Annotated in this window: 14 protein-coding genes and 1 tRNA gene; 4 read left to right on the top strand and 11 right to left on the bottom strand. The window is 64.0% G+C overall.

Annotated features, from left to right (window positions below; genetic code table 11):
* Window positions 1-2 precede the first annotated feature (2 nt).
* On the bottom strand, window positions 3-3,029 hold the full coding sequence (locus tag IAG39_RS28855; RefSeq protein WP_118931626.1) for a filamentous hemagglutinin N-terminal domain-containing protein: 3,027 nt from the start codon (window positions 3,027-3,029) through the stop codon (window positions 3-5).
* Between the two features lie 80 nt (window positions 3,030-3,109).
* Entirely contained in the window at window positions 3,110-4,798 is a 1,689-nt protein-coding gene (locus IAG39_RS28860; protein ID WP_223283294.1) for a ShlB/FhaC/HecB family hemolysin secretion/activation protein, read from the bottom strand.
* A 343-nt stretch (window positions 4,799-5,141) separates the two neighbouring features.
* Between IAG39_RS28860 and IAG39_RS28865 the strand changes: the two genes are divergently transcribed.
* Together IAG39_RS28865 and IAG39_RS28870 are read left to right on the top strand one after the other, a co-directional pair.
* Entirely contained in the window at window positions 5,142-5,921 is a 780-nt protein-coding gene (locus tag IAG39_RS28865; RefSeq protein WP_316253270.1) for a response regulator, read from the top strand.
* Between the two features lie 171 nt (window positions 5,922-6,092).
* A complete protein-coding gene (locus IAG39_RS28870; RefSeq protein WP_124260341.1) occupies window positions 6,093-9,476 on the top strand; it encodes a hybrid sensor histidine kinase/response regulator in 3,384 nt (1,127 codons plus the stop codon).
* Window positions 9,477-9,496: 20 nt separating this feature from the next.
* Here IAG39_RS28870 and IAG39_RS28875 read toward each other — a convergent pair whose 3' ends face one another.
* Window positions 9,497-11,023, bottom strand: coding sequence for a sulfatase-like hydrolase/transferase (locus IAG39_RS28875; protein ID WP_118931623.1), 1,527 nt, complete (start codon window positions 11,021-11,023; stop codon window positions 9,497-9,499).
* The gene (locus IAG39_RS28880; RefSeq protein WP_165867775.1) at window positions 11,020-12,000 is read right to left on the bottom strand and encodes a tripartite tricarboxylate transporter substrate binding protein; all 981 of its coding nucleotides are present in this window, start codon (window positions 11,998-12,000) and stop codon (window positions 11,020-11,022) included. Before IAG39_RS28880 ends, IAG39_RS28875 begins: the two co-directional genes overlap by 4 nt.
* A gap of 124 nt (window positions 12,001-12,124) precedes the next feature.
* Here IAG39_RS28880 and IAG39_RS28885 point away from each other — a divergent pair, with 124 nt between their 5' ends.
* Window positions 12,125-13,090 (top strand): LysR family transcriptional regulator, encoded by a 966-nt coding sequence (locus IAG39_RS28885; RefSeq protein WP_118931621.1) that lies wholly within the window; start codon window positions 12,125-12,127, stop codon window positions 13,088-13,090.
* Window positions 13,091-13,129: 39 nt separating this feature from the next.
* On the opposite strand, the gene IAG39_RS28890 is transcribed toward IAG39_RS28885, so the two are convergent.
* Both IAG39_RS28890 and IAG39_RS28895 read right to left on the bottom strand, forming a co-directional pair.
* A complete protein-coding gene (locus tag IAG39_RS28890) occupies window positions 13,130-15,265 on the bottom strand; it encodes a LamG-like jellyroll fold domain-containing protein (protein ID WP_118931620.1) in 2,136 nt (711 codons plus the stop codon).
* A gap of 160 nt (window positions 15,266-15,425) precedes the next feature.
* Window positions 15,426-15,539, bottom strand: a tRNA-Pro gene (locus tag IAG39_RS28895).
* A gap of 181 nt (window positions 15,540-15,720) precedes the next feature.
* Here IAG39_RS28895 and IAG39_RS28900 point away from each other — a divergent pair.
* Entirely contained in the window at window positions 15,721-16,725 is a 1,005-nt protein-coding gene (locus tag IAG39_RS28900; protein ID WP_081247811.1) for a tyrosine-type recombinase/integrase, read from the top strand.
* On the opposite strand, the gene IAG39_RS28905 is transcribed toward IAG39_RS28900, so the two are convergent.
* From IAG39_RS28905 to IAG39_RS28925, 5 genes are all read right to left on the bottom strand, one after another.
* Window positions 16,715-17,269, bottom strand: coding sequence for a hypothetical protein (locus IAG39_RS28905; RefSeq protein ID WP_006227465.1), 555 nt, complete (start codon window positions 17,267-17,269; stop codon window positions 16,715-16,717). The genes IAG39_RS28900 and IAG39_RS28905 overlap by 11 nt on opposite strands.
* A gap of 39 nt (window positions 17,270-17,308) precedes the next feature.
* The gene (locus tag IAG39_RS28910; RefSeq protein WP_124260340.1) at window positions 17,309-18,007 is read right to left on the bottom strand and encodes a DUF4400 domain-containing protein; all 699 of its coding nucleotides are present in this window, start codon (window positions 18,005-18,007) and stop codon (window positions 17,309-17,311) included.
* Window positions 17,997-20,108, bottom strand: coding sequence for a type IV conjugative transfer system coupling protein TraD (gene traD / locus IAG39_RS28915; RefSeq protein ID WP_054485458.1), 2,112 nt, complete (start codon window positions 20,106-20,108; stop codon window positions 17,997-17,999). The genes IAG39_RS28910 and traD overlap by 11 nt, the downstream gene beginning before the upstream one ends.
* Window positions 20,109-20,110: 2 nt before the next feature.
* Window positions 20,111-22,042, bottom strand: a complete 1,932-nt coding sequence (gene mobH, locus IAG39_RS28920) for a MobH family relaxase (RefSeq protein WP_240633200.1) — start codon at window positions 22,040-22,042, stop codon at window positions 20,111-20,113.
* A gap of 139 nt (window positions 22,043-22,181) precedes the next feature.
* A complete protein-coding gene (locus IAG39_RS28925; protein WP_223283293.1) occupies window positions 22,182-22,547 on the bottom strand; it encodes a hypothetical protein in 366 nt (121 codons plus the stop codon).
* Window positions 22,548-23,233: the final 686 nt, after the last annotated feature.

Raw genomic sequence — 23,233 nt, forward strand, 5'->3', positions numbered from 1 at the left:
CATCAACGCTCGACGATGCCGTAGTTCAAGCCCACCGGCGGCACCAGGGATGCCAGCCCCAACGTGCTGTTGGCGCGCATCACCCCGTAGTTCGCGCCGGCCAGTCCGCCATAGGTATGCTGAAGAGAGTTGGCGAAATTCACCTTGCCGCTCGCGCTGGAATAGGAAACCGCGCCCTGGTTGAGACCCGCGATGCCACCCAGGTAAGCCTGGCCGGCGCCTCCCACCTCACCGGCGGAAGACGACTGCAGGACTTCCCCCATGTCGCCGTTCTCTCCCACCACGCCGCCAACGCGGCTGTTGAAGCCACCGTAGACATTGCCGTTGGCCATCGCGGAAACGATCAAGCCCTGATTGGCCCCGACCAGCCCTCCGGCCGCGCTGTTCTTCCCGGCCGTCACGTTGCCGCTGGCGTTGACCGTTCCCAGCGTCCCGGTGTTGTAGCCGACCAACCCGCCGGCGTATCCGTAGTCTCCACCCGCAACCTTGCCGCGGGCTACGGAGGCCTCTATCGTGCCGCTGTTGTAGCCGGCCAGCCCGCCGGCCCGGCCTCCATTCCGGTTGTAGCCGGCCTTGACCTCGCCACCCGCCTCCGCCGTGTCGATGCGTCCATCGTTGGCGCCGACCAGGCCGCCCACATTGACGCCATAGGCGGCCGTCACATCGCCCCCGGCCTTGACATCCAGCAGCAGGCCGCCACCGCTGTTGCGTCCTGCGAAGCCGCCGGTGGAGCCGCCGCCCTCGGCACTGACGCCACCTTCCGCGGCCGAGCCCGAAATGGTCCCGCTATTCACCCCCACCAGGCCTCCGGTGTATGCGCTGCTGCCGTTCTGCACCCGCCCGGTCGCAATCGAGCGCTCGATGTCGCCGCCCAGGTTGCTGCCCACCAGTCCGCCAACATTGAGGCCTGCGCCGGTGGCCTGCGTGTTCGCGTGGCTGGACGCGTCCGCAACCAAGCCGCGATTCACGCCAACCAGGCCGCCCATGCCGCCCAGCTCGTCGCGCTGCATCGCGCCCGATACGACATTGCGCGAGACGCTACGCGTAATGACGCCGCGGCTCGCCGCGGAATTCAGATTTTCACCTGCCAGCCCGCCTATGGCGATCGTGTGCGAACCTGCATATACGCTGCCTGCAACGGTGGCGCGGTCGATACTGCCGCCGGCGTTGGTGCCCACCAGACCGCCCACCACGTTACGGTGATACGAACTGCCCTTCACGGACATTCCGGTCGTGGACACATTGACGATCTGGCCAGAATTGCGGCCCACCAGCGCGCCCACCGACATGGATGCCGCGCCGGTGGCCGGCGCATTGACAGTCATCGACGCCAGGTTGACATTGCTGATGCTGCCGGACGACGCGGCGAACAAGCCCACGTTGGGACCGGCGCCGCTGACCGAATAGCCGCCGAGCGTATTGCCCAGACCGTCGAACGTGCCCGAAAAGATGCCATACGGACCGCCTATCGCCTGGATCGAACCGCGTCCGCTCAGGTTGTTGCCCAACACGTACAAGCCGCTCAGATTGCGGTCGATGTCCTGCAGCTGGGCGAGGTTCTGGATCACCGCGTAACGCTGGCCATGGGCGCTGAACGACGCGCCTGCGCCGGACAGCGTGATCGCCGCCCCCTCGCCCAGCACATGGCCTCCCGGCGCCTGCATGGACAGGGCGCCATTGACGCCGCTAATGGCAGTCTTGCCGGCAAGCGCGATTTCCCCGCCGGCGGACATGGCGATGGCAGCGTTCTGGCCGGTTGCGGCCAGGTCTCCGTTGACCGCGATATCACCCGCCGCAACCAAGCCGAGCGCGTTGCCGCTGTGCCACGCTATCGGGCCATTGAGCACGACGTCACCCGCAGCGGCTTCCAGCACGATGTTGGTGGCCGCGAGGTTGCTGGCGACGGTGTCCGCGTGCACCGTGACGTTTGCCGCCGTGGCGTTAGCGCCCACCGTCACCTCTGACGACGCGATGCGCCAGGTTCCGCTATCGCCGTTCAATGCCCGCGCATCGACCTCGGCGCCGAGCCGCACGGCCACCTGCTGCCCGCGTATCTCCACCTCGCCGCCGTTGCCATGCGAGGCGAGCGCGCTGGCATTCATCTTGCCCGCAGCCACCACCAGACCGTCACCGCCGCCGTCCAACGTAATCTTGCCGCCTTGACCCTGCAGCGTCTTCGCTTCGATGATGCCCTGACTGTTGACCACCGTGCGCAAGGCCGCTCCCGCGGCGCTGGCCGTCATCAGCACCTGCCCGCCGTCGGCGCTCAGCATGCCGCCATTCTCGGCCAGGGCGGACAGCGCGGCGCCATCCATCCGCAGATCGAGCAAGCCATTGCCGTCGAAGTTCACGGTGAACTCTCCGCCGGCCGCCAGCGCGATCCGCCCCAGCCGCGCCCGGATCACCCCCTGATTGCTGACCTTGGCGCCCAGTAGCGCGACGCTGCCGCGGTCGCGCGCGGCAATCACGCCCTGGTTCAGCACGGAGGCCCCCGATGCCCCGGTGAAGCGATAGTTGCCCGCGTTGAAATCGGCGTCGGAAAGCTGCTTGGTCGAGGCGACCAGTCCGCCCACGTTGACCTCCGCGCCCTTGCCGAAAACAATGCCGTTGGGGTTGACGAGGAAAACCTGACCGTTGGCGTCCATGCGTCCCAGGATGGAACTGGGCGACAGGCCATTCACACGGTTCAGCGCGATCGAGCCGCTGCCGGGCTGGTTGAAGGTGATGCGTTCGTCCGCGCCGATACTGAAGCTGTTCCAGTCGATGATCAGCTTTTGCGTATGCTGATTGATCGACACCTGTTTCTGGTCCAGCGTGGCGTGGATATCGCCTATTCCGTTGCCGGCCGCGATTGTTCCGCCCATCGGCGCGGCATGCGCGCAAGACAGGCCCGCCAGGCCGGCGAGGGCCAGCGCCGCAACGCGGCCGCGCCTGCCGCTCCCGGCTTTTCCGCGGCGGCGCGCGGACTCGCGCGCCACGTTCCAGCGTTGTCTGGCCTCGTTCCATACCAGTGCATATGTCTTGTTCATGATTGCCTCGCAAGAATGGCGGATCCGCCGCAATGGCAGACTGCGCCGGTTAAGAAAACTGCGCGCGTGGTGCGCCCGAGTCAGAAATAGCGCGACGCCTGGAGCCAGAAGCGGGGCTCCCGGTCGGATTCCGTGGCGGGCGGCTGCCGGCCCATCGGCCAGGCGACGCTCAGGTTCACCTGATGGCCGGCGCCGTACTGCGTGACGCCGAGTCCCGCCGCAGCCAGGCCGTTGTGGTTGCGGCCGGGCGTCCAGCGGCGTTTGCTCAGGCGCACGTTGCCCCGGTCGGCGAAGGCGCTCAGTTGCCACCCGGGAGCCAGTTGGTAGCGCAGTTCGGCGCCGGCCAGCCAGCCCTCGTCGCCGCTGACCGCGCCCAACGGATAGGCGCGCACGCCATAGGGCCCGCCCAGGCTGAATTTCTCAGAGCTGTCCAGGTTCTTCGAAGCCCACTGCGCATCCACCCGCGCATATAGCTGTAAGCGGCCAGTGAGCTGCTGCAAGCGGCTGATCGAGAGATTGGTCCTGGCGAACCAGCCGGCGGCGCGCACTGTCTGGCGGTCCTCGCCCTCGGCCTGTGGATCGCCCAGGCGCAGCCGGCCTCGACCATGCGACAGTTGCAAGGCGGTCCGTCCGCCACCGAACCATCCGTCCTCGCTGCTGCCGGCCAGGGCCAAAGTCCATAGCCCGATACGCTTGCGGCTGCTTACCTCGAAGAGATCCATGCTGTCGACCAAACGCTTGCGCTCGTGCTGCAATTGCAGGCGCAAGCTGGCGTGGCGCGAGCGCACCAAGGGCTGCTGGATGAACACGGTCGACACGTCGGCGCGGCCGTGCGCCCCCAGAGGGCCGAAACGCCTGCCGAGTTCGTACCGCATGCTGGACACGCCCATGCCGACGCGCGTGGACCGGGAGCCAAGTGGAAGCTGATAGGCGGCGTTGTAGTAGCGCTGGCCGCCATCACTCCCCAACAGCCGCAGATTGAGCTGGTCGCCCAGGCGCAGGGGGTTGTTGACGCCGATGCTTCCGCTCAGCCGGTACTCGCCTGTGTAGTAGCCGCCAAAATTGTCCGCGTCCAGACTGCCGAAGACGAGCGGTCCCGCTTCGGCGTCCACCAGCAGGCTGGTGGTCCCGGTTTCTGCACCAGGCTGCAACGTACCCTTGACCGCCACGCCGGGCAGGTCGCTCAACAGCAGCAGCGCGCGCTCCAGCTCGCCGGCCTGCACCGCCTGACCCGGACGCAGGGCGGAGAGCGCCTGCTCCAGCACGGCATCGCGGACCCGCGCGCGGTTCCGCAGGCCAATCTCGCCATACCTGCCCTCCAACACGGCGATGCGCACGATGCCCGCATCGATGGCTTGCGGCGGCAGATAGGCGCGCGCCAGCACATATCCCTGATCGTGGTAATAGGCGGTGATGCGATCAGCGGCGGCGCGCAGGTCCGGGAACGTCAGCGCCGCGCCCGTCAGATCGGCCAGCACCGCCTGCAATGTCGCTGCGTCAACGGCGTGGTTGCCTTCGACATGGAACTCGAGCACCCGGACGGCGGGGCCTGCGGCCGCAACGCCGGACACGGCTGCAGGCGGCTGCGGCTCGGGCAACTGCACCTCGGGAGCCGTGTGGCCCGAAGGCATGGCGGGCAAAACCGATTGCAGGTCACGAATGGCGCGCCCCGCATCCGGGATCTGCGCCCGCAAAGCGTCCGCACACAAGGCCATGGCCAGCCCGGCGCCCAGCGCGGCCATCCGATAGCGCGCTTTCTCCCCTTTCATCACCCATCCCCCCGCTCCTTGCCGTTCTTGCACGGGAAGCGCTCGTCCCCGACCGGCTGACTCGCCGGCCATGCCGGGCGATACTCGTCCTGCCGGCAGAATACGGAGCGGACAGGCGTGGAACTGTGGGAAGACTACGAAAGCGGAGTCGTACTTCTACGATATGGCGACCGCCCGCCGCGCAGCGCGATTGGCTGCGGTTGCGGCAAGCGCAGTACTTTAGTACTCCTCCTATTCTTTCGCGAGGACGCCGTCGGTAATATGGCTGCAAGCGGCATAGTCACAGCCGCCGCGCACATACAGCGTTTCAAACGTCTGCTTGCGAAACTTGGCGGCAATCGCCATGGACGCACGGCAGTTCCGCAGCAGGCTCTGGATGAACGGGAAAAGAAACATGTCACACGGCCGCATCCGCGTCATCATTGCCGACGACCATCCCATCGTGTCCCTGGGCGTGAGCCATGAGCTCGCGCGCGACCCGGCCATCGAGGTGATCGGCTGCGCCAGGAACTCCACGGACCTGGTGGCCCTGCTGGAAACCCAACCCTGCGACGCGGTGGTATCGGACTACGCGATGCCGGGCGGCAAGCACGGCGACGGGCTGGGGCTCATTGGATTTCTGCGGCGACGCTACCCGGCGCTGCGAGTGGCCGTGCTCACCATGGTTGAGCATCCCACGCTGCTGCGGGCGCTGCTGGCCGAAAAGAACCTCTGCATCCTCAGCAAGGCGGATTCAACGCGCCATATCGCCGAAGCGATACACGCGATGAGCCGCGGCCGGACCTACTATTCGCCGACCGTGAAGGACATGATCATCCGCGAATCCCTCTCGGCGCAACAGCCACGGTTGACGCGGCGAGAGGCAGAGATCATCCGTCTGTTTTGCGCGGGCGCCACCATTACCGAGATATCGCAGATCTCCAGCCGCAGCGTGCAGACGGTCAGTTCCCAGAAGCGCAGCGCGATGAGAAAGCTGGGCATCGAACGCGACGCGGACCTGATCCGTTACGGCTGCGCTGCCCTGCCAATGACCGACGTGACGCTGCCCGAAGCGGAGGATGAGAATACGGCTGAATCTCCGGCGGCGGCTGCGCTTGCCTCTTGTTCAATGTCGACACGCTGAACGCGACCGAGCCCGAGTGGCAGCCGCTTGATCCATGTCAAAACCGCCGGTACGCCTTTGCGCCACGCCTGTCGGAAAAATGTTCAAGTAACTGCGCCCGCCCCCCCTGAAACCTGCAGCGCCCCATCCACGACCGCATGCCGGCGCCGCCTGACACGCATCCCCCGCGCCTTGATTCGACTACGCCACCGCCTGAGCCCCTCGCGGCTCGACACCGTGACGCGCTTTCGCCGCTATCAGCGCTGGCAGAGCCTGGGCGGCGGCGTGCTGATCACGGTCGCGGTGCTGCTGACCTTCGCCCTGGAAGCCAAGACCACCGCCGAAAAATATCTGGAGTACGTGCGCCAATCGTTCGTGGCCGAACACGCCGTGCTCATGAAGGAAATCTATACGCGCGAGAACGCCTTCCGCATCAGCCAGGCAAGCGCGGAGCTGATGTGGCGGGAAGCGGCGCCCTTTGATGCCGCTCAGATAGCAAAGTACCGCAGCCGGGGCGAAGAGCTGCTGGTGGAGTCCGACGAGGATTCCCGCTCTCAATGGATATTGGGTTCGGGCGGCGGCCGGGTGACGAACGGTGCGACAGGAAAGTTCTTCAATCTGGCCGAGCAGATCGGCCGCATTCCCTCAGGCGGGCCCGCAGCCCATGACAACTCGCTGGCCTCGTTCTTCTTTGGCGTCAATGGCAGCATCGCCGGCCTGGTTCCCGCCCCCGAAGCAGCGGTCCGCCAGCGGATCCTGGCGGACCGCGACCGCTACCTCGCCCTGCTGACCGGCGAAGTCAGCCGGCGCATGCTGATCGCCACCGATGCCGGCACCGACACATGGCGCTCCTTGCGCTGGATCCCTCCCGTCGCCAATCCGATCACGGGCAAGCAGGTATTCCGCATCGGTGGAACCATACTGGACAAGGGCGTGCCCGTCGCCGTGCTGGTGACGGAGTATTCCCCCCTGCAACCCGGCGCTTCGCAGGCAGTGAACCGGCAGGCGGGCGACTTCGCCATCATGTCCGCCAGCGGCCAACTCATCGCTGCATCGCCGGGCGCCGGTGCCGGCGACGCTCAGGAAATGGCTCCGGCCGCCGACCTCGCCGATATTCCTGCCGGAACGCGCCAGGAAAGGACGCGCTCTGGCCAGTTTTCGATTTCGGAAGGATTGGGGCCCACGGACTGGGTGCTGGTCTTTACGCTGGACTGGAGCAGCATCGTCAATGCCATAAGCGCACAGCTGACCACGCCCGCGATCATGACTGCAACCACGCTGGCGTTGATATGGGCGCTGCTGCTCTACTTCGAGCTGCGCGTGGTCCGACCCTTGATGAACCGTTCCAGGCTGGCGCTGGAGAGCGAGCATCTCAACCGCACGCTCATCGAGACGGCTCCCGTGGGCCTGGGCCTGATCGACGCTGCCAGCGGCAGTCCGCTGCTGCACAGCCCGGCCATGGAGAAGATGACCGCGCGCGTGGGAGTGGGAAAATTCAGCCTTTCGGCAGAGCTGGCCAATCGTTATCGGCGGCGCGCCAGCGCACCCACAGGGAAGCGCGACACGGATGTGGTCGAGGAAGACCTCTCGTTCGTGGCCCGCGATGGCACTCCCGTCACCTTGTCGGTCAGCATGGCAGGCGCGCGCTACCGCGGGTCGAACGTGGTCGTGGCGGCGTTCATCGACGTCACCGAAAAATACCAGCTAGCCCACCGCCTGCGCGAAGCCAAGGCCGCCGCGGACCGCGGCAATGCCGCCAAGTCGGCCTTCCTGGCGGCGATGAGCCATGAAATACGCACGCCGCTGCACGCCATCCTGGGACACCTGGAGCTGCTCTCGCGCTCGCGCCTGGCGCCGGTCCAGCGCAACCGTCTCGAAACCGTGCGCGCGTCCTCGGGACTGCTGCTCGCCACGATCAGCGATGTGCTGGACTTCTCCAAGATCGAGGCCGGCGAACTCAGCCTGGAGCAGGCGGAGTTCGACCTGCTCGAAGTCACCTCGCACGCTCTGTCCATGTTCGCGCCCCAGGCCCAGGCCAAAGGACTGGCCTTGCTGGGCGATCTGGGCGCTGCGCTCAGGCAGCCAATGCGAGGGGATGCCACACGGCTGGGACAGGTCATTCACAACCTGCTCTCCAATGCCATCAAGTTCACCGACCAAGGCAAGGTGGTACTGCGTACCCGGACCGACGCGGCCGGCATCGCCGTCGAGGTCGAGGACACTGGCATGGGCATGACGGAAGAACAGGCGCAGAGTGTCTTTCGCGCTTTCAGCCAGGCCGACGCGACCATAGGCCGGCGCTATGGCGGCACGGGCCTGGGGCTGACACTGTGTTGCCGGTTGGTGGAGGCAATGGGCGGCTCCCTGTCCGTGCGCAGCGAACCTGGAAGCGGCAGCCTGTTCGCGTTTTCCTTGCCGCTGGGCATCGAAGCCCGCGAGGCCGACAGGCCATGGTTCGCCGGCGAGCAGGTGTTGCTGCTGGCCGCGCGCGACAACTGCCGTCACCGCCTGGAAGCCATCCTGCGGACCTGGGGACTGCGCGTCAACGCCCGCCGCCATCCATCCGAACTGGACGAAGACATGCTGGACGAAGCGACGGTTCTCATCATCTGGGGCGACAAGATCGACTGGCAGCCGGAGGACGAAGACAGATTGCTGGACGAATCTTCATGGGTGATCGATTGCGGCATGCTGGGGCCCGCCACGCCGCAGGACACGGGACGCAAGCTCAGCGTTTCCATGTACGGGCTGCATGGCCTGGCCTCGGCCCTGCGGCATGTGCTGCAGGACGCGCCTCTCGCTACCGCGGCGTCCACGACCGCACCGCGGCATTCGGTCCGTTCGTTGCGGGTGCTGGTGGCCGAAGACAACGCCGCCAACCGCGGCCTGTTCGAAGAACAGTTCAAACTGCTGGGCTGTGAAGTCGATCTGGCGGAGGGAGGCGCGCAGGCTTGCGCGCTGCTGGCATCGCAGCGCTATGACGTGCTGGTCACCGATCTCGCGATGCCCGGCATGGACGGCTACGCGCTGGCCCGACAGGCCCGATCCATGCGGCCGGACATGCCCGTCATCGCTGCCACGGCCTGCGTGACGAAGCACGAGCGGCAGCGCTGCGGCAAAGCCGGCATCGCGCGGGTGCTGACCAAGCCCCTGCCGCTAGCCGAACTCGAACTCGCCTTGCTGGACGTGTGCGGACAAACCGGACCCGGCCCGCGGCAAGCCCCGGAGGCGGCCGACAACGGTCCGCAGGCCTTGACCGGCGGACGCGCCTTTCCCCCGGCACTGCTGCGTACGCTGGAGCAATCTTGCTCGCAGTCCCTGGACACCATCAAACGCGCTGCCGTCGACGAGGACAGCGGCCGCCTGCGCGGCGAACTGCACGCCTTGCGCGGCATGCTGGCCATTTTCCGCCTGCCCGCGCTGGCCGAACAGTGCGCTCAGCTGGATACCCGCCTGAACCAGCCAGGCGTGCGCGGATCGGCAGACGCGGTGGCGCGCATCTGCGACGACGTGCTCGCCGCAGTGAAAAGCGCCGTGGCCATGCCTGATGCCCAGCCGGCCACTGAGCAGGCTTGACCCCTGTTTGCGCCGCGCGTTCAAGCGATACCCGATGCCGGCACGCGCGCCGGCAATTGGTCCGCGGGCCGGGTTGCGAGCATGGCGGCCAGTTCCCGCCGCTTCGCGGCATGACCCGGATCATCGAAGAGATTGTCCATCTCGTCCGGATCTTCCGTCAGGCAATACATCTCACCCGCGCCGCTGCCCAGTTCGACGGTCAGCTTCCAGTCGCGCGTGCGCACGGTGCGCAGCTTCAGCTCCACGCCACAGCGCGATGCCGCCACATCCCATTCGCTCAAGGCGAACTCGCGGGAGGCATCTCCGCCTTCCAGCAACGGGCGCAAGCTGCGGCCGTGTTGCGGCCCCAAGGCCGACGCTCCGGCGTAGTCGCAGAAGGTCGCGGCGAGGTCCAGCGTGGAAACCGGGTCTTCCACCTTTCTCCCGGCCGCGATGCCAGGGCCGCTGGCCACCATGGCCACGCGCAGCAGGCCTTCATATGGCATGGGACCCTTGAGCATCAGTCCGTGGTCGCCCAGCCATTCGCCGTGGTCTGAGGTGAAGATCACGATGGTGTCCTGATCCAGACCGTACTCGCTCAGCGCCTTCATGAGGCGCCCCACCTGATGGTCCACCAGCGAGATCATGCCGTAGTAGTTGGCGATGATCCGGCGCAGCGCCTCGTCCGATTGGGTCGGCATGCGCGAGAAATTCTGCCGCACCGCCTGCACTTCGGCATTGCCCATGGGCTTGCTCTCCATGCTGGCCCTGTGCCACCAAGGCCGGCGATCGTAGTCGGTGACGCGATGGCGCGGCAGATCGACCTCGTCGGGATGGTGCAGGCGCGACCAGGGCTCGGGGCAATCGAAGGGGTGATGGGGATCGGGGAACGAGGCCCACAGGCAGAACGGCCGGTCGCGATGCTCGCGCAGGTAGTCGATGGTGCGATCGCCGATCCAGGCGGAGTTGTGCCAGGCTGCGGGCAAGGCGGAATTGAAGGTCTGCGGCGCGCCGCTGGCCGGCCCCAGGTCGGTCTCGTACAGCTGGTTGCGCAGTTCGCCCAAGCCGTCGCCGTAGTGCCAGCGCGAATGGTTCAGGCCGCCGGGCAACGGCGTGGGCAGCCAATAGTTGTGGCCCTCCACCACCAGCTCCACATGCTTGAAGCCCATGTACGGCCCCGCCCAGTCCGGTCCCATGCCAGCCTCGCTGTACTGGCATTCGGGCCGTCCGGTGGCCTGGAAGGTATGGTGCGTGGAGAAATGCGCCTTGCCGATGAAGCCCGTGTCGTAGCCGGCAGCGGCGAGACTGCCGGCAAATCCTGCCTCGCCGGCGCGCAGATCCAGGTCGATGCCGTTGTCGCAGACGCCATGCGTCAGCGGCAGCAGGCCGGTCAGCATGGAGGCGCGCGAAGGCTGGCAGACGACGTTGGGCGTTATGCAGGCCGCGAAATGCGTGCCCGTGCTCGCCAGCAGGTCGATGTGCGGCGTCTTGACCCGGCGTCCCGCAAAGCCCAGGCAGTCGCCGCGATGCTGGTCGGTCGTGATGAGAAGAATGTTGGGGCGTTTCATTGCTGCTTGCTGGTGGCGGTCTTGATGTCGGAAAGCACGGGCGCGAGAACACGGGTGTCATGGGCGATGCGTTCGCTCAAGCCCAACCCGTCCTGATCGCCCACGATCATGCCCTGGGCCTGCATCTTGTCCCGGACCTCTGGACTCTTCAGGACGGTGGCCACGGCGCGCTGCAAATCGGCTAGCACCGGCGCAGGCGTGCGCGCCGGCGCGAACAGGCCGAACCAGCTATAGAACGTGAAGTCCTTCACTTCGTCCTTCACCATCGGCAGGTCGGGCGCGCCCGCGATGGGCGCGGCTCCCGCATTGGCCAGCCCCTGCACCTTGCCGGCCTTGATCTGCGGCACGGCCGTGCTGGCGACGATGAACATCAGATCGACCTGGCTGCCCATCACGCCGACAAAGCCCTGGGGCGCGGCCTTGTACGGCACGTGCTTGAGCGAGATGCCGGCCGCGTGCTCGAACAGTGCCATCGCCAAATGGTGAGTCGAACCCGGGCCGCCGCTGGCGTAGGTGATGGCGTCAGGGCGCGCGCGCGCCTGCTCCAGCAGTTCACGCAAGGACTTGAATGGCGCTGTAGGCGCCGCCACCAACACGTATTGCAGGGTCGCCAGCGTCGCGACGGGCGCGAAATCCTCGGTGCGATACGGCACGTCCTGCATCAGGTAAGGCACTGCCGTGAACGAGGCGTCCGGCCCCAGCAGCAGCGTGTAGCCATCAGGCTTGGCGCGCGCCACGGCCTGGGCGCCGATGACGCCGGCGCCGCCCGCGCGGTTTTCCACGATGACGGGAACGCCCCATTGTTTGGACATTTCCGCGGCGACCAGGCGTCCGACCACGTCGGCCGCGCCGCCGGGCACCGAGGGCACCACCAGCGTGACGGGGCGGTCCGGATAGGCCGCGGCCGCCGCCAGGGGAACAGCCAGAGGTACGGCCAGGCTCAGGGCGGCCAGGGCGCCGCGCGCAAGTTTCAGCATGATTGTCTCCATCCTGCGGCTCGCCTCATTCGCGGACGGCTCGCTGGCAATCATCTTCGGCCAGCCCATCATTCCAGTCCAATGATATATTTTTCACTTTCCATATCAGAGTTGATATGTAGCGATGAGCCCTCCCGACTCCGCTGCTCCCCTGCAGCCAGGCTGGTATCTGCGCGGCCGGCTGCGCCTGCGCCATCTACAGCTCATGCTGTTGCTGGACGAAGTCCACAACGTGGGCATGGCGGCGCAACGCATGGCCACCACCCAGCCCGCCGTGTCGCGCATGATCGCGGAACTGGAGGACATGCTCGGCGCGCGGCTGTTCGACCGCACGCCCAAAGGCACCTTCCCCACGCCCCACGGCGACTCCCTGATCCGCCATGCGCGCTGGGTGCTGGGCGACCTGGAACGCATGAGCGGCGAATGGTCCGCCGCGCCCGACCTCGACGTGGAAACCATCCATGTCGGCGTCAACTCGGCGGCAGCGGCTTACCTGGTGCCGCGCGCGCTGCTGCGTTTCGAGCAGCAGACGGCCAACGTCAATGTGCTGGTGCGCGAGGGTTCACTGGAAGCGTTGATGCCGGACCTGCACACCCGCAAACTGGACTTGCTGGTCGCGCGCATGGGCGCAGCCGCACGCACGCCTGACACCCTGACGCAAGTGCTGTACGAAGAGCCGATGTGCGTGTGCGCGCGCAGCGGACATCCGCTGATGGATATGGCCCAGGTTTCCTGGGCGCAACTGGCGGCCTATCCGTGGATCATGCCGCCGCGCGGCAGCCCGGCGCGCATCGGCCTGGACATGCTGTTGCAGCGCCATGGCCTGTACCCGCCTTCACGCATCGAATCAGCGTCGGCGCTGAACAACATGATGTTGATGGCCAACAGCGACCTGCTGTCGCTGCTGCCCCGCTGCGTCGCACGGCACGCCGCCGGCGGCCGCGAAATCGCCATCCTGGATATAGAACTGCCGCCCGTGTTCGGCCCGCTGGGCATCGTGCGGCACAACAGCCTGGACTTGTCGCCGCGGATGCGGGATCTGATCGAGTGCCTGCGGGCCGAGGCTGCAGACGCGGCGGCGCCGCGCTGAGCGCATGCGGGACGCGTGGCGCGCGCCCCGCATGAAAGGCTAGCCGACGCGGCGCGCGGTCAGCCACTGCGCGGGCTTGAGCGCCTTGTCCACGATGCGTATCTCGCCAATGCTGCCGAAGAAGCCGTCGGCGCGCTCGCCGTCCCACGAACCCGCGCCGATCACCCAGGGCATGTCGGCGGCCAGCGTCGCCAGGCCGGGGGCATTGCTGACGTTGCGCAATACCGGCGCGCCCTCGATGTACAGAATGGTCTCGTGCGTGTCGGCGTCGTTGACCACCGCGACGTGGAACCATTTGTCCGCAATGATCTCACCCGACCAGTTGGTCTTGCCGCCGCGCTCGCCGGCCACGACCGGCACGATTTCCCACTGGATCTCGCGCAGGCTGGACACGGCGAAGATCAGGGGCGGAGATTCCGGATCGCCGCCATTGAATCCCGCCAGGTCGCCGCGCTTGCCGTCGCGCGTCATCACGTTCATCCAGGCGTGCTTCTGCGCGCTCCAGTCCCGGTCGATCTTCAGGAACGCCTCGACCGTGTAGCCGTTGGGCACCGTGGCGCTGTTGATCGCCGCAGCCGCTTCAGTGGTGAAGTAGCTCATGCGCGCGGTGTTCTTGTCGGTGTTCAGGAAGCGCACCGAACCGGGCGCGGCGGACAGGTAGTGATGATCGTCCGACCACAGCAGGTCGCCTTCCTGCGCGCCCGCCACGCCCTCGATGTTGAGCGCGGCGCGGCGGATCGGATTCAGCCCGGTCAGATCCGCGACGGTTTCACCCACCTTGACGGGCAGGCCGGCCTTGCCGCCAAAGAAGCGCCAATGCGCCAGCGTCCCCGCCACCAGCGGATAGTCATTGCTGTCGGCGGCCGGCTTCTGTTCGACGGTCGCGGGATCCGTGTAGTTGGCCAGGATCAGCGCCGTGGCCTGCTCCACCAGCGAGGTGTGCGAGGGAGCCGCGGCCTTGAACGTCTTGTTGAAGCCGGAGAAGCGGCTGGCGAAGTCCATCTTGATGGTGAACTGCTCGTTGGGCGTGGTCAGCACCGCCTGGTCGAACGCGTTGAGCGTGTCCTTGGGCTTTTGCGGCACCCAGGGCGAGAACGACAGCACCCGGATCTCGTTGTTGCCCAAATCGAATTCGTACAGCCGCATCAGGCCGTTGCCGCCCTGATAGGCCATCTGGTAATCCACCACCATTTCCTCCACCGCGTGGCCGTAGGCATTGGTCTTGGTCAGGCGGGTGGCGCCGTGGTAGTGGCCGTTGAGCGTCATGAAGATCTGATCGTTGTCGCGGATCAGCTTGTCCCACAGCATCTTGCCGTAAGGAACTTCCAGCGGGCTGACGCCATCCTTGTCGATGTTCAGCAGCTGGTGGTTGATCAGGATGGCGGGCAGCGTGGGATTGGCGCGCAGCACCTGGTTGGCCCAGGCCAGGGCGTCGTTCGACGCGCGCCAGGATAGCGACAGCACCAGGAACTTCTGCCCTTCGGCCTCGAATACGTGGTACTCGTGAAAGCCGCTGGCGTCGCGGCCGCCGAAGGTGGCCTGCTGCTTGGCGCGCGTGACGCTGAAGTGCTGCAGGTAGGGTTCCTTGGCCAGGTCGCGCTGCGCGTCGGTGTTGGCCGACTGGCTGCTCTCGTCCACATAGTCGCGGTCCACGATCACGTCGTGGTTGCCCGCCAGGATCGAATACGGCACCTTGGCGTCTTCCAGCACCTTCATCGCGGCGCTGGCCACCTTCCACTGGTCGGGTTTGCCCTGCTGGTCGACCACGTCGCCCAGATGGACCAGGAACGGAATATTGAGCGCCTTGGCATGCTCGGCCACCCAGCGCGTCTGCGCCTGGTAGGGCTCGCTGCCGTACTTGCGCATGAACTGCTGGTTCTCGGCGTCGGTGGCGTAACGCGAATAGAACTGCGTGTCCGGCAGCACCGCGAGCGCGAAACTCGACACCAGGGCCGGTTGGGGCTTGCCGGTACCGCCGTCGCCATCATCGTCATCATCATCGCCGCCGCCGTTGCAGCCGCTGAGCAGGAAACTGCCGCCCATGGGCAACAACGTCACGCCCAAGCCCGCGCGCAGCAGGCTGCGCCGCCGGTTGTCGGGCGCCTGCGGCAAGGCATCCGCCACCTGCTCCACGATCTGCGTATTACCCTGGCCGTGCTTGCTGTCCTTCGTCATCTCTGCTGCCTGTTCGAAAAAGGCGGGAGTCTAGAGACGCGGAATGACGGCGGGATGACTGAGTCCGACACGCAAATGCAAAAAAGCCGGCAACGCTTGCGCGATACCGGCTTTCAGCCAAAGGGGTCGGGAAACACCTTCATGAATTCGACCACATGAGTGGTCGGGGCGAGAGGATTCGAACCTCCGACTCCTGCGTCCCGAACGCAGTGGTCTTCGAGGCCCGAACAAGATCGCCGAACTTTTGAATCGATACGTCTTCGGCTCCGCCCTGGCCCGATTCCAGGACGAAGTCCCGCAAGCGCTCTAAGCGCTTACGGTCAAACGGTCCCGCAAATATGCGAAAAAGTCGATTCATGTCAATATGTTATCATCATTTGCCAGATATTTGCGAATGTCGGTCGTACGTGACCCCCTCCCTTAACGCTTCCTGGGCGTAACGGCCGGCCACTGACATGGACCATACTCTCGCAACAGCTCCATACCCCTCCGCCCTCCCAGCGTCCGCCCGTCCGCCGATCGATGGCGTGAGTGAAACTGGACACACCGATGACGACAGTGGCGTCGACGAGAATCCGACATACGAGACCGTGATGCAGGCCTACCAGGCCTCGGGCAAGGACACGGAGAGATTCAGGTATAGCCGGCTGCAGCTTGACCGCTTCTTCAAGGGCCGCGCACTTCGCAGTCTGCGCCGTGCGACCGTCCAACGCTACATCACGCTCCGCCAAGCCGCTGGGGTAAGCCCGGCGACCATCAACCGCGAGCTGGATGACCTCAGCGCCGCGATCAACTGGTACAACTTCCTACACGAGCTCAACCTGCCCAACGCTCTGGTGGGCATGTCTCTGCCAGTTCCAGAAGGTAGGACACGCTGGATAACGAGGGGTGAAGCCCAGCGAATGATCTCGGTAGCCGAGGCCATGGCAGTGCGACCACACCTTCCGTCGTTTATCCAGTTGGCATTGCACACCGGGTGCCGCCGAAACGAATTGCTTAAACTCCGCCTGCAACGCGTTAGGACCGAGGAAGGTCTCATAACGCTTGAAAGCGAGGATACCAAGACCAAAAAGCATCGGATCATCCCGTTGAACGCGCCGGCGCTTGAGGCTCTCAATAAAATGGCCGCGTGGCGCGCGGAGCACTGCCCCACGTCGCCTTGGGTCTTCCCCTCTCCGCGGGACCACACGAAGCCCCTGAGCACCATTCAGAAGGGCTTCCGATCCCTCTGCACCAAAGCCAACATCGACGACTTCAGGATCCACGACCTTCGGCACACTTGCGCCTCTTGGTTGGTTATGGCTGGCGTGCCGCTGCTGGTCGTTCGAGACCTCCTTGGCCACTCCTCGATCGAGATGACCGAGCGATATGCACACCTGGCACCGAACCAGGTCTACGATGCCATGCGTCGACTTGAAGAGGCCTGGCATCGGAGCAGCGGGCCCATCGTCAATGCGTAACGCCGCCGCGAAGCTCTTCATTCTCGGGACTTGGCGCCAGCCCCACATGAATCGAAAACGGCAACGGACGGCCAGTGGCTGCAAGCGTGAGCAGTAGGTCAATCTGCTGCGCATCCTGGTCGTCCAGCACTTCCATCAGTTGCACGCAGCGCTGCACAATGTGCATTCGGCGCTGGAGCTTGCGATGCATCGCGTTCGCGACTTGGATGGTCCGCCGTGCTTCATCGGCATCGGCCGATAGAATCCTATCCAACTGCTCCCATTCGTGCTTGCGTAGAGGAATACGATCGGGCCGCTTTCGAACAGCGCCGATAGTTTTGCTTTGATCGAATGCTTCCTCAGGCGTCAGCGAGCTGCCCACAGCAAGCAGGCCCATCGCGATCGCGAATAGCCCCGATCGGTGCTGATTCCCCAACGCCATGGTCCGGCCGGGCCGACCGCTCTCTCTCTTCTCGCGAATGCGAAGGTCCACGAAACGCCCACCTGGCTGGCCCTCCAAGCACAAAAACACCTGACCCACGGCAACGCGCATAATCTCTTTCATTCGTTCATCCTGACCGCCACGAGGCGTGCATTTTTTGTCTTACAAATATTTCTTGAAGTACTTGGCCATGACCCACACGAGACCCGCTCCTCCGACAGCTACGGGAAAGAAGAACATGGCCAGAGACATTGGCGCGGGCACGATTAGCCATACGACAGCCACCATTGGAACGATGCCGCGATTGAGCAGACGCTTGGCGCGCGTATGACGCGTTGCTGATTCATGGCCACCGCATTCGCGCCGGACGTAGCGTGCAACAAGGCCATCAATTAGCGCGACAGCAAGAAGCAGAGCGAGGGCTGGCAACGCACTAAAGAGCAGCATGAGTCGCACGCCCAACAACTCCACGGCATGCATAGTCACCAATATGAGTTCTCGCCCCTCCCCACGCGTAGATCTTTGCAGAGCCCCTCCCAACAGGCTTGGAGCCGCAGGGTTCGCCTCACTGGACAAGGCGGTGGCCACACCCGGCCAACCGAACACAAGCGCACGCGAGACCCCGGCCACGTCGTTCGCAACCTGCTTATTTGGTGCTTGATCAAGGTAGTACTCGACCAGATCGCCCATGTACCTTGACGGCGCCTGCTCGCTCTGCAGACCTACCGCAACCGCAAGGGATGCCACGACTGAGAGGAACATGACGATGACAAGCCACACCGCAAGGTGAAGGGCAGCATGAATCGGCCAAAAGAATGCACGTACGGCATCCTCTCCCGCGGGTCTTTCTTTAGAAGCCACTTCCTGTCCCCTCCACGGTCACACTCGATACGGCGGCGCCTTCAGGACCGTGCGAGGATCTGCCCTCAAAATCCTGTATGCCTGCGACTCGGCCAGCGTCTGCGGCGTCCGTATACGCCTGGTAGGTCGACCGCATGCTCTTCACTACGTCCACCAAACCGGCCGGCATGAGCGGATCTGCATCTTTGCTCGCCAATGGCAAGCGCAGCTTCACCAACTGCCCCCCTTCGATAAGGGCAAAGGCTTGGCCTTTCGGCAACTGCACCAGGTCCGACGGATCGACCAACGCGACCTCCCGCGGCGAGTACTTGTCCTGCGTTCGCGAAGTGAAATCGGTTACGCCATCATCTGTTCCGTCGCCGGTCGCCGAGTCCAACTGACGCGTGTAAACCTGCACCTTAGGCAATTGATCTGTGAGAATTTCGGCCGTGGCCAGATTTTTCACCCGCATCATCACCAGAGTGTTGAAGTTTCCAAAAATTTGGTCAGCCTTGGCTTTTGAGCCTATCCTGGATTCGACGTCCGACCCCGTCTGCGTGTATGCCGTCACCTGGTAGCCGGCGCCGCCAGCCTTGTTCACCATGGGGATAAACTCGTCGCCGACAAGCTCATTGAACTCGTCCGCGTGGATGCACACGTTTCGCTTCTTTCCTGGTGCAGTCTGTCCGTAACCTGATCCAAACTTGTAGAGGCGCCCAGCCGTCGACGTAAGATCAGCGAACATCGAGTTCCCGACAGCGCCAGCGACCTCGAAGTCACTCAGCGCGTCCAAGCCGACATATACGATGCCCCCCGTGTCGATCACCTTTTGCCAATCGAACACCGTGCGCGGATCCGTAGGATCCGAATAGTCTGGAGATAGCAGCTTCGACACTGGGCCAGTCGTCAGCTTTTCCAGCAGCGGATACAGCGAAGACACGAGTTTCTCGAAGTACGACCGATCATTCGTCAAGACGCTTGCTAGGCCGTCCGCAATTTGATCGTGCCAGCCCTTGTCTCGAATTAGCTTGAGGATCTGCAACGGATACATCGCCCGACCAGTCTTCTGCGCCTGCGCCTGGAGCTGCTTGTCGGGCTCCGACATCTCATCACGCCAGCCGATATGTTCACGGTCAAGCCAGTACTCGAAGTACTTTAGGCAGAGGTCATCGATGTTGACTGCATTCTGGTAGATCACTTCATAGCTAGGCTTCATTCCAAGGGCCACCATGGCACGCGCCATGACGTTGATGTAGCGCCACACGAACTCCCTGAATGCTGCCGCCTGCCCTTCTGAGGGCAACTGTCCGGCAAGCCGGGTTGCCACTTCGGTAATACGGGAGAAGGTCGCAATGGGTGAGTACCTCGACGACGCGTCCGGATACCCCAGGTGGAAGAAGCGGAAGTCCTTCTCTCGCCCGGCACGACATGCCTCCGCGTACATTCGAAGGAGCAGTTCGACGTCACCCTTTGGATCAAAGACGACGACGACGTCGCCGCGTCGGATGTCCTGCGTCACCAGGAGCTCGCATAACCTGGTCTTTCCCACGCGCGTTGTTCCCAGCACCAGCGTATGCCCAACTCGCTCGCCAAGGTTTGACCACATATCCCGTTCATCTGGCTCAACGCCATGAATGGCTGGGTCTCCCCCGACGGGAGGTAGTGGTTTAGCCGGGTTCCACCAAACGTCTCGTCTGAGCTGATTTGCGAGCCATCCGGGGTGCTCGCGCTCCATCCGGCGGGCCCATTGATACAGCTCATTTCTCGCAGTCAGATGTTTGTACTGAGGCAGGCGCGCGATGTATAGGCGCTGCGTATGCTCTTGCGTCCAATAGAAGCCCTTCCCCAGGAACAGCTCTGTAGACGAGCATGGGATCTCGTCCGCCGCGAGCGAGTATGTCGGCAGACGACGCAGGTTGCGCTGGAAGCGAACAAGACGCCTTGCCTGTCGAGCCCTAATAGCCGCGAGCGATAGGAGCCCCGCGCTCAACATCCCTCCTGTTGCAGGAGTGACCAGGAATAGGCCTTGGAAAGTCCAGAGAGCGCCGACAGACGCAAGCGCGGCGATTGAGGAGACAGCTTCATATGGTCGCCGGAACAGATTTTCGTATGGGTGTGCCATTCTCAGGAGCTCGCGCCGGCAGGAGCCGGCTTCAACAATTGATTGGGCGATGGGACAGGTTGAAAGAACCGTTCGGGCCCTGGTACCAAGATGCCGGTTAACTGCTTTCCCCCGGGTCCGCTTACGTTGTAGCGATGCAGAAACGAGCCGGTGGCGCTCTTCTGCGCGTACTCGGATTTCTGAAATTGCTGTTGCAGGACACGCCACGGTTCCTTGGCAGTTCCGCCATCCGAACGCGCTGGCAAGTCAATCCTGGCCTCGAAATTTTCCGCGTAGTCCTTGAAGATCTTTGGGGAGACCAGCAACATGCCTTCCTCGCAGAAATGCACTGCTGCATTCGCCTCGTTGTAAGGCAGAGACCCCGTGCTTACCCCTGCCTGAATCCAAGCCATGAATCGCTCAACGTTTGCTTTACGGGCGGGCATAGCCGGCAGTGCCGCAGGAGCTGGCGCAGCCCTAACGCGCGGAGCCACTGGCGCACTCATCAGTTCGGGTGCTTCAATGTCAACGGGTTGCACCAGGTCTGGAAGAGCACTGTCGATCTCGTCCAGGTAGCCATCGTCCACCTCAAGTGGGACGTCAGCAGCCGAAAGCTGAACATCCTGCACCAACTCAACCGCGATTGGTTCACTCGCGGAAACTGCGAGATGCTCCTCTTGACAGGGGTCTGCACCAGGCGCCATCGAAGTTGCCAGCACTTCGTCACTCCGGGAGCCCTCCTCCGATTGTTGCGCGGCCGGTGGGATCTGTCCGTCCGGCGCTGCATCTGGCTCACGCATAGGGGCGCTCTCCGCGGTCGCCTTCGGCCCTGTACTGCTTACGTTCGCCTTTGCATCAACCACGATAATTGCACCAGCCGGCAAGGCTGCTGGATACAAAGCCGCATCTTCGAACAACAACGACAGGGGGAATTTAAGAACTGTGAGGCGTTGGTTCCAAGTACCGATGGCGATCTGTACGGTCCAAATAGCTGCACCAGCCTCGTTGGACATCGTTGCGCCATATTCCTGCCACGTATCGAACAGCCGCGAGTTGTCGTCTGGAATGCCGGCCGCACCTGGCCGTCGCTGCTCGGTTTGCGCCAGGTGATCTCGGACGAGCTTCGCAATGGATCCGGAAACGCACCAGAGCGATTCGCCATCACAGAAGCCCACTGCGCCAGCCCGATTCATGGAGACCGCACCTTCGGCCAGTACACGCCGAAGTCCCGCCATAAGGCGCTCGATCAACGGAACCGATCGAGCAGACGCAAAACGCGTTCGTGGGCCATTCGCTAGATTGGTCGCCACGGACTGCTTGTCCGCTCTGCCCACGAGCTCCGCTATCACCCCTTTACGCTGCTCCCCTCCGAGGTACTCGAAGAGCTCATCCATGAGCGGAGGGTGCTCCCCGATCCACGCTAACGCCTGGCCGGGGACCAGTGTCCGCAACAGAGGCAGGCCGAGCCGCTCGTGTTTGCGATAGTCTTTCTGCGATGGAAAGTCCACCGTGTACCATTCGCCTCCCTGCTCTCGCATCGTTCCCCCCAGCGGCACCCAAGGCTTGGAGTGTCCTGATGCGTCTTGAAGCTGGACCAACACGTCGGTTATCGGCTTTCCAATATCGTGCAGCAGGCTCGCGACGAGCACGGCATATGTGTATCGAGCCGCGAGGCGCGTCTGCTCCTCGGGCGCCACGCCCATGGGCAGTTTGTATGCATCGCGGAAATGCAGTGCATGCGCTGCGACCTCAAGTAAATGCACCAGCAGACCGCCAGGTTGCGCGTGGTGATGCGATTCGGACGCGGGGAGCAATTGGACAAACTCCGCAAAGGCTTCCAACAAGGGGCGCACGTCCTCGTCGAAGTTCTCCGGCGTGAATCCAATTCGCTGGCGGATCTGCTCCAGTAGAGGCGCCGTACCGGTTACGTCAAACAGTCGATGCGCGGGAAGCACCTCCAAGTGCCGCGCGCTGGGAGCTGCCCGCGGCGTTGGCTTGCGGTCAGGAGGCCCGACGTCTGCGGCTGACGGCCGAGGATTTTTCAGCCACCATAGTGCGCAGGCTGCCGCCCCAGCGCAGGCGAGCAACACAATGTCAGACTGGAAGATCAACACGGTCTGCGTTCTCAAGCTGGACCAAGGCAGCGGCCAGATAGCCCCTTACATAGCTGCGCCACGTATCCGCTCCGACATCCGTGGCGTATACGACAACAAGCTTGCCGCAAGCAGCCTGGAAATCGGTGAAGCGCTCGGCGAGCGGGTCCCACTGGCTGGTTGAATCGATGGTTGCCGCTCGCCAGCCCGTACAAGGCAGATCTACCAGCCACTCGACAAACGAGATAGGGCTGCTAAACGGTTCGCTGCGGCCCTTCAATTCCTGGCAAGCAATGTCGTAGAGTTCGACACCGCCTTCCCCGCCGGTTGCCGTCTGCCAGCCGTCAAAACGGCCAAGCCAGATCAAGGCGACGGCACGTTGCGGCCCACTGCACACTCGACTGAGCTCCCGGTGCATTTCCGCTTTAGCCTTATCTGGCGGCGGCATTGCCCCGGGCGGCCAAGTCGGGCGAGAGGAGGAATGCCGGAGGTAGTTCATGGGCGTGGGCAGCAGAGAAAATGCGACAAGCCTCGCCGCCACCACGCCCCAGGGTCAATGCGGAAACCTGCTCCGCCAGAAACGTAACAGCGTGCGACATATTGACAAATGCCGATCGGCTCGTCTGACCTCAAGCGACGAGGCACCACACCCGCGCCTTTCGGTTCCTCCTTTCGCCCTTTCCCTTCCCTTAGCCCTTTGCAGGGCCCTTACCCCTTAAGCATTTGCGCCTTTTGAGGGCACAGATTTGAGTGCCCGGCCTTTGGGTAGGCCCCTTCCCCTTGGAGGCATCTAGTTTCGTTCCTCACAACTCACGATACATTTGCGCGAATAATTATTGAAACCAGCTATGTCTGCCTTCACAGTCGGGACCTCTTGAGGGTCGTCTTCAGGCCAATAGCGGCGCGCGCATATCACGTACTGAGGCCAACAACAAGCGCCGACACGCCGTAACGTTTGGATTCTCTTTAATTCACCAAGTGCCAAATTTCGCATGTGAGGCGAAAGTTCAGCCGTCGGCATCCCTCGTTGCCGATCCGCTGGCTTACCCGCTG

Origin of the sequence: Achromobacter xylosoxidans, assembly GCF_014490035.1 — a bacterium.
Lineage (GTDB): Bacteria > Pseudomonadota > Gammaproteobacteria > Burkholderiales > Burkholderiaceae_B > Achromobacter > Achromobacter bronchisepticus_A.

Excerpts from the sequence above, each read along its gene's own strand:
- IAG39_RS28905 (WP_006227465.1), bottom strand. The coding sequence starts at position 17,269 with ATGAAAGAGATTATGCGCGTTGCCGTGGGTCAGGTGTTTTTGTGCTTG.
- IAG39_RS28875 (WP_118931623.1), bottom strand. The coding sequence starts at position 11,023 with ATGAAACGCCCCAACATTCTTCTCATCACGACCGACCAGCATCGCGGC.
- IAG39_RS28860 (WP_223283294.1), bottom strand. The coding sequence starts at position 4,798 with ATGAAAGGGGAGAAAGCGCGCTATCGGATGGCCGCGCTGGGCGCCGGG.
- IAG39_RS28885 (WP_118931621.1), top strand. The coding sequence starts at position 12,125 with ATGAGCCCTCCCGACTCCGCTGCTCCCCTGCAGCCAGGCTGGTATCTG.
- IAG39_RS28855 (WP_118931626.1), bottom strand. The coding sequence starts at position 3,029 with ATGAACAAGACATATGCACTGGTATGGAACGAGGCCAGACAACGCTGG.
- IAG39_RS28900 (WP_081247811.1), top strand. The coding sequence starts at position 15,721 with ATGGACCATACTCTCGCAACAGCTCCATACCCCTCCGCCCTCCCAGCG.
- traD (WP_054485458.1), bottom strand. The coding sequence starts at position 20,108 with ATGGCACACCCATACGAAAATCTGTTCCGGCGACCATATGAAGCTGTC.
- IAG39_RS28865 (WP_316253270.1), top strand. The coding sequence starts at position 5,142 with ATGGACGCACGGCAGTTCCGCAGCAGGCTCTGGATGAACGGGAAAAGA.
- IAG39_RS28880 (WP_165867775.1), bottom strand. The coding sequence starts at position 12,000 with ATGCTGAAACTTGCGCGCGGCGCCCTGGCCGCCCTGAGCCTGGCCGTA.
- IAG39_RS28890 (WP_118931620.1), bottom strand. The coding sequence starts at position 15,265 with ATGACGAAGGACAGCAAGCACGGCCAGGGTAATACGCAGATCGTGGAG.